This is a genomic window from Xanthomonas vasicola (assembly GCF_000772705.2).
GTDB lineage: Bacteria > Pseudomonadota > Gammaproteobacteria > Xanthomonadales > Xanthomonadaceae > Xanthomonas > Xanthomonas vasicola.
Genome location: NZ_JSBW02000051.1, coordinates 103,397 through 119,364, shown reverse-complemented (window position 1 = coordinate 119,364; position 15,968 = coordinate 103,397). Strand labels below are relative to the sequence as shown.

Below are 15,968 nucleotides of genomic sequence, written 5' to 3'. Positions count from 1 at the left end.
AAGTAGCACTGTCTAGTCGCGTTGCAGCATCTGCGTCTGTCGCCAGATAGCTGGTCAGCTACGCAACAGACAATGGCTTGCCAGCAAGCTGGGTTCGATATATCGTTTTGTCATGCTTCGATATATCGAATAACGATGCGCTCCCGCAAAGATGACGTACTCAGCGAGCCCGATCCGTTCGTTGCGCCCAGCGCCACGCGCCGCGGCGGCGCGCGCGCGCGTCCGCTGGAGCACGGCGATCTGCCCCTGCTGCTGCTCGCGCTGATCGCCGAGCGCCCGCGCCATGGCTATGAGTTGATGCGACAGATCACTGCCCTCTTCAAAGGGCTGTACACGCCCAGCGCCGGTGCGATTTATCCGGCGCTTGCGCAGTTGGAAGCCGCCGGCTGGGTGCACACCGATCTGGACGCCGGCCGTAAGCGCTATCAAGTCACCGCCGCTGGCAGCGAGCACGTTGCCCAGCAACGCGATGCGCTCGACGCCGCGCTGGCGCGCACCCACCGACGCGCGCGTGAGCTGATCAAGGCGCAGACGCCGGCACCGATTCGCGATGCGATTCATCGCATCAAACATGGCCTGTTTGCGCGGCATGGGCAGTGGACAGAGGAAGAAACCAAACGTATTGCTGCATTACTCAACGCCGCCGCCGACGGCATGGAGCGCGATGACGAATGAGTGCGCGTAGCGCTGTACTCCGAGGCCAATCGCTGCTGGCTTGATGGCGATGTGCGACAGCTGCACGTCATCGCAGTGTTTGTGTTGCGGGTGGACGTGATTTGCGTGCGCTGCAGTCCATGCGGTTCAACTGCATGAGATTTTGCCCGTACCTTCATCCGCCCCTGCGGGGCACCTTCTCCCGATGGGAGAAGGAACTGCCACTGCGCTGGATGACATCGCACCTCCACGTGCCAGGTCAGACACCCACTGCTTTATTTACGCACCACGTAATCGATTTTGTAAGCGCCTCATCTTCCGCCCAACGCCGCGCACCTTTGCGCGCACTCCAGGACTCGCACACCATGGCTGCACACACCAACACCCAAGTCCGTCACGACACACGCCTACGCTCCGTCCAGGTGGTGCGTTGCGAAGCGATCACCCCGCAGATGCGCCGTATTGTGTTCGGCGGCAGCGAACTCGCAGGCTTCGAAAGCACTGCGCCTGACGATCACGTCAAACTGTTTTTTCCCAATCCCGATGGTGCTTTTGTGCTGCCGACCATGACGCCGGAAGGCCCGCGACACGAAGAAGGCTCACTGCCTTCGCCAGCACGCGACTACACGCCACGCCACTTCGACCCGCAAAACGGCGAGTTGAGCATCGACTTCGTGCTACACGGCGATGGTGTGGCATCCAGTTGGGCCGCGCAGGCACAACCCGGTGACCCACTGAATATCGGCGGCCCGCGCGGCTCATTTCTGGTCGCCGACGACTACGACCACTACGTAATGATCGGCGACGAGACCGCACTACCGGCGATCGGCCGCTGGCTCGAAGCGATGCCCGCCGACATGCACGCGGAGGTGTTTATCGAGATCGCCGATGCCGCCGAGCGGCAGGAACTGCTCAGCGCTGCCGAGGTGCGGGTGAACTGGCTGGAGCGTAATGGTTTCGATGCCGCCAGCAGCACCTTGCTGGAAGACAGCTTGCGCGACTACGAGCCTGAGGACGGCGACACGTTTTACTGGATCGGCGCCGAATCGATGCGCGCGCGCGCCATGCGCAAGTTTCTCGAAGGACACCTGGGCGTGGACAAGGAGTGGGTGCGCGCCAAGGGTTATTGGAAGGCGCGTGCCGAGCATGGCGAGGCGTGAGTGCACGCAGCGCGCGTCGGCGCTCGAGGCGTCACTAGCCGCTGCGTCCACACACACGTTGCATGACACATGCTACGGCTGCGCCGGCCAGGGCTGCATGGCCGGCAGTGCCATTTGCACCTGGGCCGGATCGATGCGCGTGCGCAGCCAGGCCAGTGCGACCGGCAACGGGCATAAGCTTTGACCGTGGCAACCGGGCAACACCAGTGTGGACGAGGCCAGCGCATCGCCGTCGAAGTGCCCACTGCGCAACGCCGACAGGCTCGGCATCAGAGTTCGCACGCGCAGCAAAGGCGCGTCGTTGCGCTCGAGCACGTCCAGCACCAGCGCGCCGCCGGGCGGGTAGTCGTCGGGGCGGTCGCTGCGATGCCACTGCACGCCCAGCAATCCACCGAGCGTGGCCAAGTTCGTGTCGTGACCCACCAATACCAGCAGTCGTGTAGAGGGCGGCGCCAATGCCGCCACCGACGGGTCTTGCCCGACCGCCGCCTGCACGGTAGCCAGCAGATGCGCCAGCAGGTTGGATGCCGCCGCTGTGGCAACCGGCAACGGATGCTTGCTTTGGGCGAACGAGGCATTGTGCAAGGCAATCAATTGCGCCACCGCGGCGCGATCTACACGGCCCCAGCCCCGCTGCTGCGCATCGAAACCTTCGACGTCTTCCAACATCAGGTTCTCGGCCAGTCCACCGGCCAGCTTGAGGGTGCTGGCCGCGTCCGGCGATCCATCGCGCATGGCCGGATCGTAGAGCCGGCTGGCCGGTGCCGAATCGGCGCAGGGTCCGTGCTGGCAAGCGCTCAACACTGCCTGCAACTGCGCCATTCGCACGCGCGTGTCGGCCTCCAGCCGCACCGGCGGTGCCGGCGCCTTGCCGCCATCGAACAAGGCGTTGTGTTTGCCCTCGGGCAAGGCCTGGTAATGCGCTGCGCAGTCCGGCGCCATGCCATGCAGCAGCGCCTGCGCACTGGCGTGGTTGCGGGCAGTGCTGTCGGCGATGGTGACGATCTGCTCAGTGCCATCGCAGCCACTGGCGGGCAACCCGAGCGGCGGGGCCAGCAGCGCGCGATAACGTGCGCCCAGCGCTTGCATGACTGCCCGTCCGTGCGGAGTGAGTCGGCCCGGTGCCACCGGCCACCGCGGCCATGGCTGCGCACTGTAGCGATCCAACTCGCTGCTGGATTGCGTCGGTGCACGAATACCATGCCGCACCAGCACGATGGTCAGGTGCACCTGCGTGGTTGCTGCAACGGACTCTTTCGCGGCCACGGCTGCCGCTGCCGGCAGACACAGCGCCAGAGCGAGCAGTGCTCGCCGCAACGCGCGGGAAATACGATGCGTGCGCATGGTCTGCATCAGAACGTCGCCGACAGATCGAGGAATACACCGCGGCCAGCCAAGCCGAAGTACAGCGGCGCATTATCGGTAGAACGCGTGCCGGCGTAACCGATCAGCCGGTGCGTATCGAGCAGGTTGTTGACCGCCAGGCTGAGCGAATAGCCCTTGAGATTCCAGGGACCATGCGTGCTGCGATAACCGCCGGCTGCATCCAGACTGGTGTAGGGCGGCAGCCGCTCGTCGTTGCCGAACACCGTCGCGCCAGTGGCATCGGTGCGGTTATCCACGCCGTAGCGAGCGCCGATAAACTTGTCCATCAACGAGCCGTACCAACCGCTGCCGCTGTTGTAGAGCATGCCCAGTGTTCCAGTGACGTGCGGCGCGGCCGCCACCTGCACGCTGCTGCCCTTGTAGGTGGCCTCGTTGTAGCTGACGTTGCCGTACACGCTGACGGTCGGACTCAGCGCGACAGTAGCTTCGCTCTCGATGCCGCGATACACCGCTCCACCACCATTGACGAAGGCCTGCTCGGTGCCGCTGGCGGTCGCCACGCGGGTCTGGCTGATGAAGTTGCTGAAGTCGATGTGGTAGACGTCCATACCGAAGGTCAATCCCCGATCGGCGTAGCCGGTGCCCAACTGCACGTTGGCGGTCAGTTCCGGATCCAGTCCGCGCGCGCCATTGAGTTCGATCACATCGATCGGCGGCGCCAGGAAACCGCGAGCAACCTGCGCATACGCGCTCCAGTGGTCGTTGATGGCATCGTGCAGGCTTAACGAGGGCAACCAGGCGTCATAGCTGGCGCGCGTGTATGAAGGCAGCGGCGGCGTGGACTTGTTGACCTCCGCGCTGAGTCGGCGCGTTACATCGGCATAGCGCACACCGGGCGACAGCGTGAGCGCATCGCTCAGCCGCCACGCATATTCGGCATAAGGCTGCGCAGTATCGGTGCGGTCCTTGAGCCGGTAGTTATCCGCGTTGCCGTACTTGGTACCGGTCGGCATGCCGGTGCTCATGTCCAACGGCGTTTGATAGCGATGATCCAGCGCACGTTCCAGCCACACGCCGGTTTTCAGCTCACCCGGGCCGACGTCGCGTGCTAGCCGCAATACATCCCCGAAGGCGAGATTGTCGTTGTCGGCCTGCTTGCCCGGCACATCGATGGCGGCCTTGCCGATCTTCTTGCCGGCGGCGTTGTAGAAGGTGACGCCATTGTCCTTGAGGCTGTCGCTGGTCGGCTCGGTGGTCTTGTCGGCGCGGTGGTCGAAGGTGTTGGCGTAAACGCGGTTATCCACGTCCCAGCCGCCCCACTGGGTGAGCAAGGCCAGGTAACTGAAACTGGAGTAATACGCCACGTCGTTGTAGCCGGTGTAACTCTGCAAGGCCGGATCCTCACCTAGGCCGGTGCGCCAGCCGTTGGCGCCGATCTGCGCCTTGGTGGCGCCCTGCACGGTGTTCTGGTGTTCCTGGTTGTAGCTGGTGACGAAGGCCAGCGTGCTGGCCTCGCCCACGTCGCTGATGGTCTTGATGAAAGCGTGTTCGCGGCGGTCGTCGGTGCCGTCGAGATAGGTGTCGCTGTGTTCTTTGGACAGATCCACCAGCAGGCGCGTGCCGCTGCCGAGATGCTGCTCCACGCTGACCCCGCCGGCGACCGTGTTCCAGCTGCCGACCGTGCCGTAGGCGGTGATGCCATCGACCGCGCCGGGATCACGCGAGCGCAGACCGACGGTGCCGCCAAAGGTGGCATTGCCGATGGTTGCGCCGCCGCCCGGGCCACGATCGATTTCCGCCTGGCCGAGGATGTGGTTGTTGAAGTAGGCCGAGGTGGTGTGGTGCAGATCGCTGGCATCGCCGAAGGGAATGCCGTCGAAGGTGATGTTGAACTGGCCGTCCTGGAAGCCGCGAATCGAAATGCCTTCGTTCTTGCCCATGCCTGGCCCTTCCGGCGAGGTGACGCTGACGCTGGGTGCGTACTTGATGATGTCGTCGTAATTGGCATTGAAGCGCAGGCCATCGCGGATGAAACGCTCGTCGATGACCGAGGTGGGCTGGATCGCGTCCAGCGGCGGCGCGCTGGGCGCCAGCGTATCGACCTGGTTCGCCACCACGGTGACCGGTGCCAGATCGCGTGCGGTGCTGCGGTCGGCGCTGACGTCCGCCGGTGCCGCCTTGGCAGCCGATGGCGGAGCGGGCGCGCGGGCCGGCGCGGCCGGGGCAATGCTGAGCGAGGTCGCAGTGAGCTGGCGCGCGGCCAAGCCGGTGCCGCCGAGCAGGCGTTGCAGTTGCACCAGCGGTGCCAGCCCGGCCGGCGCACCGGGGCTGCGCAGGTGCGCCGTCAGCGCCGGGTCGTAGATCAGTTGCAACCCGCTGGCCTGGGCGAATTGATCCAGTGCCGTGTCCAGGCTGGCCGGAGCGATGGCCGTCGCCGCCTGCGCCGACGGTGCGGCGGCGACGGCGGTCAGGGTCGGCGGCAGGGCGGTGAGCAGCAGGGCAATCTGAAGGGCGAGCGGGTGGCGCATGGGGACGTCATTCCAACGGGAGTGGGAGAGAGATCACGCAGGTAGCGCGACCGACCTCGTACATGAGTGGCCCTGCGGGCGCGGCGGACACCTCGGCTTTCGTGAATTTTTTTTGACAGGCGCCGGTGGGGCGCATCTGGCCGGAACAACGCAGGCAGCAATGACCGCAGCACGCAGACGTGGCGAGCTGGCTTGGCACTACAAGGCTGAGGCGATGCCGCAGCGCGAAAGCGTTGCGCCGTCGCAGCCGCCAGCAGGTCAGCGCACAGCGCGAACCATCACGCGCGCCTGCCCGCGCTCGACGCGCACGCCCGGCATGGCAGCCAGATAGGCAAGCAAGGCGGCGTTGTCGCGCAGATGGAAGACGCCGCTGACGCGGCGCTGGGCCAGCAACCGGTCATCGATCTCCAGCGGCACCGAGGCGAAGGCATTGAAGCGGCGCGCGACCTCGGCCAACGGTTGGTCATGTAGGCTGACGCGGTCGGGCAACCAGGCCGTGGCGGCGGCCAGATCGGCGTGCGGCTCCAGCGCCAGCACCTGCCCGCCCGCATCCAGCTGCGCCTGCTGGCCGGCACGCAGATCGGCCAGCACCGCACCGGTGTCGCGCCAGCGTGCCAGCCACCGCGCCGGCGGTGCCTGCACCTGCACTTGCCCGCTGAGCACGGTGACGCGGGCCGCCGCGCCGTCGTGCTGCACGCCGAACACCGTCCCGATATCGCGCAGCAGCACGCCGCCGGTCCACACCTGCAGTGGTCGGTGCGGATCGCGCCCGACATCGAACAGTGCCGCGCCTTGCAGCAGGTCGATGCGGCGTCGCTCGGGCGTATAGCGCACCGCAATGGCGCTACCGCGGTCCAGTTGCACGCGGCTGCCATCAGGCAGGTCGACGATGCGTCCTGCTGCCGAGGCACGGTAGACCACGCCATCCGGTACGGCCGGCGGCGTCAGCAACCAGCCGGCACTGAGCATGGCAATCACCACGCTGGCCGCCAGCGCCCACCGGCGCGCAGGAACGTTGCGTTTGCGCGCGGCACGTGCATTGCCCTGCCGCGGCACCGGGTCGAACGCCGCCGTGCGCCGCAGCGGCACCACTACCCCTTCGTCGTGCAGCGCGCGCCGGCACAAGTCGTCAACCTCGATGGCTTGCTGCTGCGCTGCCAAGGGTAAATCGGCAAACAGCCGCACCACCGCCAGATACTCGGCCACATGCGTCGGCGAGGCACGCAGCCAGGCCAGGAACGCAGTCTGTTGGGACGCACTGGGCTGGCCCTCGTGTAGCAGCAGATACCAGTCGGTGGCGGCTTGCGTGGTGGCACGCGGGCTGGATGGACGTGGCTCAGCCATAGCCCGCCATTCCCTCCCGACACAGCACCACGCCGCGCGCGATGTGTTTCTTCACCATCGGCACGGAGATCTGCAGCCGGTCGGCGATCTGCCGGTGGTCCAGCCCTTCGCGGTAGCGCAGCACCATCGCCGCCCGGCAGCGCGGCGGCAGCCGCTGCATCAACAGCGCCAAGCGCGCGCGACGCTGCTCGGCATGCAGTTCGCTGTCGGCTTGGAACGGCACCGACAAGGCCTCGTCCACGCAGGCGTCGAGCGTGGCTTCAGCGCTCCCGTGACGCTGCTGACGCATCCCCTGCTCCTTGAGCAGATTGGCCGCGATGGTAAACAAATAGGCTTCAGGGTTGGCGATTTCGCCGGCCTGCACCTGACTGCGTTGCAGACGCAGATAGACCTCCTGCACCAGATCTTCGGCATCCCAGGCGGGCGCACGACGACGCAGGAAATAGCGGTTGAGCGAGGGCCGCCACTGCAGGAACAGCCGAGACAGCAGCGGCGATGCATCGGAGCGCAAGACGAAAGACAACCGACCAGAAAGACGCACTCAGGCTGCGTGAACTGCATGACACCTAGATGAAAGCGGTCGGGCGCGTTGCACTTCGTGCGCCGTTGCCGGCGACGGCGTTTGTGCGGGCGGTCCAACGATCAAGACATCGACGCTGCGGCAAATCCCTAAAAACGTAGGCGTCCAGCTGCACATTGGCGAACGCGATGCGCATGGGATGGGGATTGGCGAAGCCGGGAGAGAACAGCGCAACCCTGCATGGTTGCCCAGACGATGCGGTGCCGGCTGCACCATCGATGCACACCGCAACGCGGTCACACCCGCCTGGGTAGCACCTGGCTGCCGCCTACACCGACAAAGGCCCGCCGAAGCGGGCCTTTGCCTGGACAGCAGCCAGACCGATTACTTGGCCACGGCATCCTTCGCAGCCGCGTCGCCGGCCTTGGCCTGCAGGGCTTCGGTGGTGATGCGGATCTTCACTTCGTCGCTGACGTTCGGGGCGTACTGGCTCACCCCGAAATCGCTGCGCTTGATGGTGGTGGTGGCATCGAAACCAGCCGCCGGCACCTTCTTCATCGGGTGCTCGCCGGCACCGTTGAGGGTGACGTCCAGCACGACCGGCTTGGTCTGGCCCTTGATGGTCAGATCGCCGGTGACGGTCAGCTTGTTGGTGCCGGCAGCTTCCACCTTGGTGCTCTTGAAGGTGGCGGTCGGGAACTTGGCCGCGTCGAAGAAATCACCGCTCTTCAGGTGTTCGTCGAGCTTGGCGGTGAAGCTGTTCAAGCCGGACAGCGGCAGGGTGACCTGCACGGTGGACTTGGTCACGTCGGCGGCGTCGTACACCAGGGTGCCATCGACATTGCCGAAGTGCGCGCTAGGGTTGGAGAAGCCGAAGTGGCTCCATTGCGCCAGCACGTCGGTGTGCGCCGGGTCCAGGGTGTAGGTGCCCGAAGCCACTTCAACGGCCGGGGCGGTCGAGGCGGCAGGTGCCGGTGCCGGTGCCGGTGCAGCAGCAGCGTCCGCCGGGGCGGTGGCAGCAGGCGTGGTTTCGGCGGCCGGGGCGGCGGTGTTGTCGGCCGGCTTGGAGCAGGCGGCAATGGCCAGGGTCAGGGCGAGCGGCAGCAACAGCTTGTGGGTGGTCTTCATTGAAACTCCATCTGATGAGAGACGCGTTGGATCAACGCAGGTGGGACAGGTGCAGACGGACGAGGACTGCAGGAAACCGAAAGACCATGTACGTCGAGACGGTAAGCGAGATCAAGCGGTCTGCCGGCGAACGGCCAACTGCGTCGCTTGAAAGCGGCACGCATGCGCGGTGTGCCGGGGCGCGCACCCCGCACGCATGCAGGCATCGCCTTACTCGAAGCGAGCGGCTTCGTCGAAGCTCAGGCGTGGCGAACGCGGGAACAGCCCGGCTGGGTCGCCGTAGCCGAGATTGATCAGGAAATTGGACTTGATCGGCGTGCCGGCGAAAAACGCCGCATCCACCTTGGCGTTATCGAAGCCGGACATCGGGCCGGCATCCAGTCCCAGCGCACGCGCGGCCAGGATCAGGTAGGCGCCCTGCAGCGAGCCATTGCGGAACGCCGATTCGGTGCGCCCTTCGCGCGGGCCGTCGAACCAGCTCTTGGCGTCAATATGCGGGAACAGGTACGGCAGCTTTTCGTGGAAGTCTTCATCGTGCGCCACGATCACCGTCACTGGCGCGGCCAGGGTCTTGGCGGCATTGCCCTCGGACAGCGCCGGCTTGAGCTTGGCCTTGCCTTCGGCGCTGGTCACGAACACGAAGCGCGCCGGACAGCTATTGGCCGCGGTGGGGCCCCACTTCACCAACTCATACAACTCGCGCAGCACCTCCTGGCTGACCGGCTTGTCGGCAAACGCGTTTTGCGTGCGGGCGGTGCGGAACAGCTGATCCAGTGCGGCGGCGTTGAGCGAGTCGGACATGAGCACTCCAGAAGAAGGGTGGTGCGACGGTAGGCTGCGGCGTCGGCGCCGGTGTTAAGACCCGCAGTGTAGAGTGACGCGATTGCCGCCACACGCGTTCAATCTGAAACAAATCTATGTCGGATCTGAAACGATGGGGCTGACCTGGGCGCTGAGCGACGGCCGCGCCGGCAATGCGCGTCAGGCCGAGGCGCTGGCGCGTGCCCTGCAACCCGATACCTTTCAGCCCATCCACCTGCAGCCAAAGGCGCCATGGCGCTGGGCGGCGCCGCGGCGGCTACCCGGCGCCCAACAGGCGTTTGGCGCGGCATTTGCCCGGCACCTGCAGCAGCCCGCGGCGCTGGCCATCGGCTGCGGCCGGCAGGCGGCGCTGGCCACCCGGCTGTTGCGTGCCCGTGGCAGCCGCAGCGTGCAGATCCTGGACCCGCGGCTGGACCCGCGGCACTGGGACCTGCTGGTGGTGCCCGAACATGACGCACTACGCGGCAGCAACGTGCTCACCCTGCTCGGCAGCCTGCACCCGGTGGACGATGCGTGGCTGGCGGCCGGGCGGGCGGCCTTCCCTGCCATGGGCGGCTTGCCGGGCCCGCGGCTAGCCCTGCTGATCGGCGGACCCACCGACCAGGTCCCGTGGACATCCGAGGTGCTGGCGGCGCTGTGCGCACGCATGAGTGCCCACCTGCGCACGCTGGGCGGTAGCCTGCTGATCACCACCTCCCGCCGCACACCGGGCGATGCGATCGCTGCGCTGCGCGTGGCCTGCACCGGCCTGCCGCACCTGCTGTGGTGCGACGAGCGCGATGGGCCCAACCCCTACGCCGGCCTGCTCGGCTGGGCCGATGCCATCGTGGCCACTGCCGACTCGGTCAACCTGCTCTCCGAAGCCTGCGCCACCCGTGTAGCGGTGGCTGCCGCGTTTGCCGAGCAGGCAAGCGGGCGCGTTGGCACCTACTTGCAGGCGTTGCGGCAACGTCAGCGCTTGCACCCCGTCAATGAAGTTCTCGCCGGCGCTGTCAATATCGTTCCTGTGCGCGAAACCGAGCGCATCGCCACGCAGGTACGCGCGCGCCTGCTGCCATAGCCCAACGCCGGTTCTTTTCTCGCTGCCAGCGCATGCCTGTTCGCCGCATTGACTTGCCCTGCGCACACGCCGGTCAAGCGACCACACCCGGCGAAAAATCCGAGTTCTATTCGGCGCTGTCTCTAGCCACACCAGTGCTGATCGCGTCCGGCGTGGTCGCCTCCGTCGTTGGCGGACCACTCGCTGCATCTACTGCAGTGGCCGAGTCACGCCGTGAGGCACGCGCGGGCAAGCTGCCGCCAATGCGCGTGGAGGCAGTCGACACCCTGCCCGCCGGCGCACGCCAGGTGCGCCTGCAGGAACCGCAACAGGCCGAGAACACCGCAGTGCTGCAATGGCAGGTGCGCCAGGACGACCCCGCCGCAGGCTTCCATGTGGGCGAAATAGTGACGTTCCAACCCGGCCGCTGGCAGTGGCTGGACCGTGCATGCCGAACAAGGGAACGCATTGGCGTTCGTACCGACCGAAGCCGCTGCCGCGTACAGCAGCAACCAAACGTGGTGACACGCACGCCCTGCGCTGCAGGCGGAGGACACATCAGATCGACTACAGCGTAAGTGTCGTGGCATTGGCGTCGTTGCCACGACGCCGATGCCGCCAGGCGCGCCGCGTTTACGGATTGCTGGGAGACCGCGGAATGCCGGCCGGCGCTGCGTCCAGCGCACCGATCATCAACCGCACGATCGGGGTTCCCAGGCCGGTGGTGTAGTTGTACTTGCCCGCGATCGGCACATCGTTGCTGACCACCCCGTTATTGCCGGGGATGCCGCGGTGGTAGGCCTCCGGTCCATTGGCAGCCAGGCGATACAGGTAGTCGTTGAGATTGCCCTGCCGGCCCTGCTTCTGCACCAGCAGCGCGGCCACGCTGGCGAACTCCGGCGCCGCCACGCTGGTGCCGATCATCTTGGTGATGGCACCGGCAACGTAGATGGACACCGCGCTGCCCTCCTGCTGACAGGGCTGCACGGCGATCGACGGGCAACCACCGACCAGCATGCCGACATCGGGCAAAGCGCGCATGGAAGTGCGCGTGCCGCCTAGCGCGCGCAGCTGATAAGCGGGGCGCTGGAACAGCGTGCTGACGCCGCCACCGGCACCCCAATAACCGCCGGTGAGAAGCGCGCCCACGCCATAGGGGTCATCCGCCTGCAATGGTTCGGCATAGGCGCTTTCGCTGACGTAGCCCGAACCCAGGTTGCCCTTCTTGTAGGCGGTGAACAGGTTGCCACCACCAACCGCGGTCACGTGTGCATCGGCGGCAGGCCACTCTACGCTGGGGATGTAACGGCCGTTCTTGCCATCTACCAGGTACTGCGTGTCCGGGCATTCCAGGCCGGCGTTGTCGCCGCTGGAGGTGACGAAGGTGATGCCTTGCGCGTTGCCTTGCTTGAAGACGGCATCGAACAGGCCAGCAATGAAGGTACCATCTCTGCCGCTGTTATAGGCTGGCGTGAAGTACTGCTCGCAGAGCCCAAACGAGGAGCTGACCACGTCTGCCTGATTGTCCTGCACGATCTGTCGGTAGCCGGCCAGCAGGGAATCGATGGTGAGATCGGGCAGCACGTACAGCAGCACATGTGCGCCCGGCGCGCCGCCGAGCGCCATGTCCACATCGAGCGTCGCCTCGCGCTCGGCAGCGAGATTGCCATCCTGCACGCCGGGCTTGGCACCGGCCACATAGCGGCGCGCGTAGAGCGTCGGATTGGCATGGTTGCCGGCATACCGGCTGAAGTGCTCATGGTCGAACATCGCGGCGATGTCCGTATCCAACACGTCGCTGCCGATCAAGATGGCGATGGTGCTGCCGCTACCGTCAAGCCGCTGCTGCTTGCCTGGCGCGCCAATCATCGTCTGGTAGGACGGATAGCCGTAGGCCTGTTTGAGATCGTTGTACCAATAACTCGTGCTGCCCTCGCCATAGCGGTTGCTGGGGTCGCCAGCCAGCACGCGCGAGTCCATGTGCGCCGCCGGCAGGCCCCGGCTCAGGCCGGTGACGGTAACACCGTTGGCACGTAGCGCGGCCGGCAGCTGCAGCGGAGCGGCAGCCGCCAGGCGTACCTGCTGGCCGGCCTTCAGATCAGCGACCAATGGCGCGGCGAACAGCCGCTCCACACTGTCTGCATTCGCGCTGACATGCAGGGTTGGCCCCTGCTGCACCACGGTCATGTGTGCGGCCTGCAGGGCGGCGCGCACCTGCGCGAGCTGCGCAGGCGCTGGACCAAAACGCCGCTGGAATTCGGCCGCCGACAGCCACTTGTGGTACTGCGGCGACAGCGGATCCTGGATGTCTGCCAGCAGCGCGTCCAGGGCCGCCTGGTCGCGTGATGGCAGATGCACGTCGAATGACACTGGCGCTGCGCGCAAGCAGGTCGAGGCCTGCCGCCCGCTTTGCAATCACCATGTGCTGCCGATGCCGTCGGTCGGGCGTCTCGTGCACACGTCACCGATGACGACCCGATGTCGTGGCGCAGGCTTGCCCCCTCACATCGCATGCCGACACTGCCGCCGAGCGTCAGCGTGGCCACGAGCGCCAGCGAACGCACCTCTTGGATTGCGGCCGCGATATGCGCACGCGCCCAGTCGGTCGCCGCCGGCGCGACGGGCACGGTCCGGCGGCAGGCGCCTGCGCACTAAAGGGGCGGCGTTGCGTACCGGCGCTGTGTCCGGCGAGCGCATCGATGCGCGGGTCCAGCCCTGCCGTCGAAGCGATCATTGCGCGCCCAGACAACGCCGTGTCGCCATGCGTCTTGCCTCGCCACCGGTATTCGCCCCGTCACCGCCCGTGCATTGCTCTGGGCGGTGCTGGCAATGGGCGCGGCGGTCCTGCTGTCCAACAGCCTGGTGCAATACCCGATCAACGACTGGCTGACCTGGGGCGTGTTCTATTAACCCCTGGCGTTCCTGAGGGTCGGCAGGGATTCGTCTGAAAAACAGCCAAAAGCGAGCTAGCTCTCTGTCAGAGAGGGTATTAATACGAATCCCTGCCGACCCTCATATCGACCGCAGACCCCAAATTCTAGCTGGCATCGAATAGTGGGAAGTCGACAGGAGAAATGTATCCCATGTCCCCGACCACTGATCGCTACCCGGGCTCTTACGTCGGTTACGGCTCCGGCGCGGGTTGGTGCGAAGTATTAGACACAGCCAGGTCCTGATATGGAATACGTTGGTTCAAGGGAGTTTCGCCATATCCAAGTTTACGGGCCAGCGCGGGAAGGGCCTCGAAGCTTGCATTCATGCCTTTGACAATTGCGGTACCTACATGACGAAGGAACTCGCTTTTGGGAGCCAAAATCTGATGCAATTCTTCTGCAGTAATTTCCCGTGCCCCGCTTTCCATTTGCTCGCTTGCTCGCGCCAGAATGGTTTGCACAACCCGCGCGTGCTTAGCGTTGTCTGAGTCAAATAGCCCAGGAACATGAATGCGCCCTCCAAGCGCCAGTGCATTCAGAGCGATGGATTCGATCGGATTAAAGACGGTGCTCCGGAAGATACGCAGCACTCTTTCCGAGAGTAATCCTGTGGCTTTGTTGCCGGCGATCAGCGGGATCATCCCGACAATGGATGCCAGCCCCATAGACTTGACGGCGGTGCTCTCGCCGGGGGCAACATCGAGCGCATGACGCGCCATCTGCTCAATCGCCTCTTTCGGGCCCACGTTCTCGCTGGGGCGCGCCATGACACCGTTCTTAATACTCTGGAACAATCCAGCACGCATCAAATCTTCGCCTTCCTTGACTTCGGGTGGAATGCCAGAGGCGGCGCCAAAGATGGCCGCTTCGGTTGTCGTCATATTGGCCGCAAGATTACCTAATCTTGATTTAAAGCCTGTGTACTCCAATACGTTATTGGGGAATGACGCAATTGAAGAGATGGCGCCGGCTTTCATTGCCTTGGGGAACAGGTTGCGCATGGACCATTCCTCACCCTTCATACCCTTGATGATTGCAAGCACACACATGGTGTCCATGGTCTCGATTAGCAAAGGCGGCACTGAATCGATTCCGGCCAATTGCAGAGCATACTGACTGGGCGAGAAATTTTTGCCGAAGATGGCTTTTTTCAACAGTTCCGAAGCGCCGAGCTCCCATGCGGAGCCGAGTATGCTGCTGGCGCCAATACTACCAGCCAAGCCACCGAGCTGGAACTCTTTCTTGGTCGCCACACATAGCAATTCCTGTGCACCCAGACGGACCTGGAGGTCTTCGTCCCCTCTGAGTTTCTGGCTGATGAAGTGCGACAGGCCATCGTCATTGGACGTGACATCTGGGGCACACGAGGCGAGGAAGGCTTTCGCGCTGATCTCGCTGCCATCTGCCATCTTGATCAAAGCGCTTGGGCCAAATGCTGCGGAGCCCCGTTCAATCGCTTTAAGCAATAAGGGGAGGTGAATGTCAGCATTGATTTGCTCAGCTTTCCGCTCTAACGAGTTGGCGGAAGGCATCAATTGCGCCTTCTCAACCGTGAATGCGTCCTTGAACTCCTCAAGCGCTTTCTCCGGGTCTCGACGCGACACCAACTCTAGTCGGACCCCGTCAGTGCTCGCGACCTGCGATGGAACTGGCTGGTCAACCTGCGCGAAAGATAGCAACGCGTGCACCACCGGGTCGGCAGAAACAAGTCGGCCCGCTTCCCTGCGCACCAATCCCGTATGCCTGGGCTTTTGGACACCTGTTAACGAGGCCGGTAGCAAAGTTTCTAATCCACTGTTATCAGTGTGACCGGAGCTTTGCCCAGTGGACCTGGGGCTAGTCGACCCGCTGCTTGTGCCGCGCCGGGGGGGCCTGGTGGTGAGCAATCTGCTATCTTCGGACTGACAGAAGCCGCTATGGCTGGGCTGTGCACCAGCTTCTAGATCACTGTCGTTGCCCATACCAAATTCGGGGCCGCGCATGTGATCAAGTGACGATAGGGAATGGGATCGTGCGTGATCTGCCTTCATGTCTTCCTATCCTTCTTTATAAATTAGTGGAAAAGCCAGGACCTTTAGAGTGGCTAACAAAACTGTGCACGGCCGTTAGGCGAGCGGGTCTGGTGATCGGAATCGGCATGTACCACGCGTAAAATCCGGTTCTGCGCGCCCGCACCCATCTGACGATCGCTGGCTACGTTGTATTAGCCGCATTTGGTATTGGTGAAACCTCGAAATCAATTTGAGAATTATTTCTCAGGATGGTCTGATCAATCTTTACTGTGACAGGGGTCGCATAATGTCCAGGTGAGCCTGCAGGCACGGCTTTGAGCTACATATTCCCATGTTGATCTCCTGCAGTAAGTGTTGAATAAAGTTTGACGCAGAGCTTTCTGAATGTCGTTTTATGCCCGAAGTCATGGTTGGGACGGCGAAGCATTGCGGGGTGAATCGCCCCGGGAAGTTGGGAGGCTCAAACTCCTGAGAAGATGGGGCCATGAGTAAGACGAAGTAT

General features: G+C 64.4%; 13 protein-coding genes and 1 other RNA gene. 6 read left to right on the top strand and 8 right to left on the bottom strand.

Annotation, left to right across the window (positions count from 1 at the left end; genetic code table 11):
- The first annotated feature begins 135 nt into the window (after positions 1–135).
- Complete coding sequence (locus NX05_RS14690; protein ID WP_039434168.1) at positions 136–675, top strand: PadR family transcriptional regulator; 540 nt, start codon at positions 136–138, stop codon at positions 673–675.
- 344 nt (positions 676–1,019) lie between these two features.
- Positions 1,020–1,814: a siderophore-interacting protein gene (locus tag NX05_RS14685; protein ID WP_039434248.1), complete on the top strand. Its 795-nt coding sequence runs from the start codon at positions 1,020–1,022 to the stop codon at positions 1,812–1,814.
- Between the two features lie 72 nt (positions 1,815–1,886).
- On the opposite strand, the gene NX05_RS14680 is transcribed toward NX05_RS14685, so the two are convergent.
- The 6 genes from NX05_RS14680 to NX05_RS14655 form a co-directional block, all read right to left on the bottom strand.
- On the bottom strand, positions 1,887–3,167 hold the full coding sequence (locus NX05_RS14680) for a histidine-type phosphatase (RefSeq protein WP_052239582.1): 1,281 nt from the start codon (positions 3,165–3,167) through the stop codon (positions 1,887–1,889).
- Positions 3,167–5,668 carry a TonB-dependent receptor gene (locus NX05_RS14675; RefSeq protein ID WP_039434165.1) on the bottom strand — a complete coding sequence of 834 codons (2,502 nt, stop codon included), beginning with the start codon at positions 5,666–5,668 and terminating at the stop codon, positions 3,167–3,169. The genes NX05_RS14680 and NX05_RS14675 overlap by 1 nt, the downstream gene beginning before the upstream one ends.
- 258 nt (positions 5,669–5,926) lie before the next feature.
- The gene (locus NX05_RS14670) at positions 5,927–7,012 is read right to left on the bottom strand and encodes a FecR family protein (RefSeq protein ID WP_039434162.1); all 1,086 of its coding nucleotides are present in this window, start codon (positions 7,010–7,012) and stop codon (positions 5,927–5,929) included.
- Entirely contained in the window at positions 7,005–7,523 is a 519-nt protein-coding gene (locus NX05_RS14665) for an RNA polymerase sigma factor (protein ID WP_039434159.1), read from the bottom strand. Before NX05_RS14665 ends, NX05_RS14670 begins: the two co-directional genes overlap by 8 nt.
- Before the next feature lie 393 nt (positions 7,524–7,916).
- Entirely contained in the window at positions 7,917–8,660 is a 744-nt protein-coding gene (locus NX05_RS14660) for a YceI family protein (RefSeq protein ID WP_080764563.1), read from the bottom strand.
- 210 nt (positions 8,661–8,870) lie between these two features.
- Positions 8,871–9,461: a malonic semialdehyde reductase gene (locus NX05_RS14655; RefSeq protein WP_039434156.1), complete on the bottom strand. Its 591-nt coding sequence runs from the start codon at positions 9,459–9,461 to the stop codon at positions 8,871–8,873.
- 133 nt (positions 9,462–9,594) lie between these two features.
- Here NX05_RS14655 and NX05_RS14650 point away from each other — a divergent pair, with 133 nt between their 5' ends.
- Positions 9,595–10,542: a mitochondrial fission ELM1 family protein gene (locus NX05_RS14650; RefSeq protein WP_039434240.1), complete on the top strand. Its 948-nt coding sequence runs from the start codon at positions 9,595–9,597 to the stop codon at positions 10,540–10,542.
- Between the two features lie 32 nt (positions 10,543–10,574).
- Positions 10,575–11,099: a hypothetical protein gene (locus tag NX05_RS22770; RefSeq protein WP_174856691.1), complete on the top strand. Its 525-nt coding sequence runs from the start codon at positions 10,575–10,577 to the stop codon at positions 11,097–11,099.
- A gap of 55 nt (positions 11,100–11,154) precedes the next feature.
- On the opposite strand, the gene NX05_RS14645 is transcribed toward NX05_RS22770, so the two are convergent.
- Positions 11,155–12,936: a S53 family peptidase gene (locus NX05_RS14645; RefSeq protein WP_230597691.1), complete on the bottom strand. Its 1,782-nt coding sequence runs from the start codon at positions 12,934–12,936 to the stop codon at positions 11,155–11,157.
- Between the two features lie 318 nt (positions 12,937–13,254).
- Here NX05_RS14645 and NX05_RS23845 point away from each other — a divergent pair, with 318 nt between their 5' ends.
- Complete coding sequence (locus NX05_RS23845; protein ID WP_155282152.1) at positions 13,255–13,431, top strand: hypothetical protein; 177 nt, start codon at positions 13,255–13,257, stop codon at positions 13,429–13,431.
- 214 nt (positions 13,432–13,645) lie between these two features.
- On the opposite strand, the gene xopB is transcribed toward NX05_RS23845, so the two are convergent.
- Positions 13,646–15,484, bottom strand: coding sequence for a XopB/HopD1 family type III secretion system effector (gene xopB, locus NX05_RS14640; protein ID WP_230597693.1), 1,839 nt, complete (start codon positions 15,482–15,484; stop codon positions 13,646–13,648).
- A gap of 107 nt (positions 15,485–15,591) precedes the next feature.
- Here xopB and NX05_RS22765 point away from each other — a divergent pair.
- Positions 15,592–15,663: non-coding RNA, sX9 sRNA (locus tag NX05_RS22765), on the top strand.
- Positions 15,664–15,968: the final 305 nt, after the last annotated feature.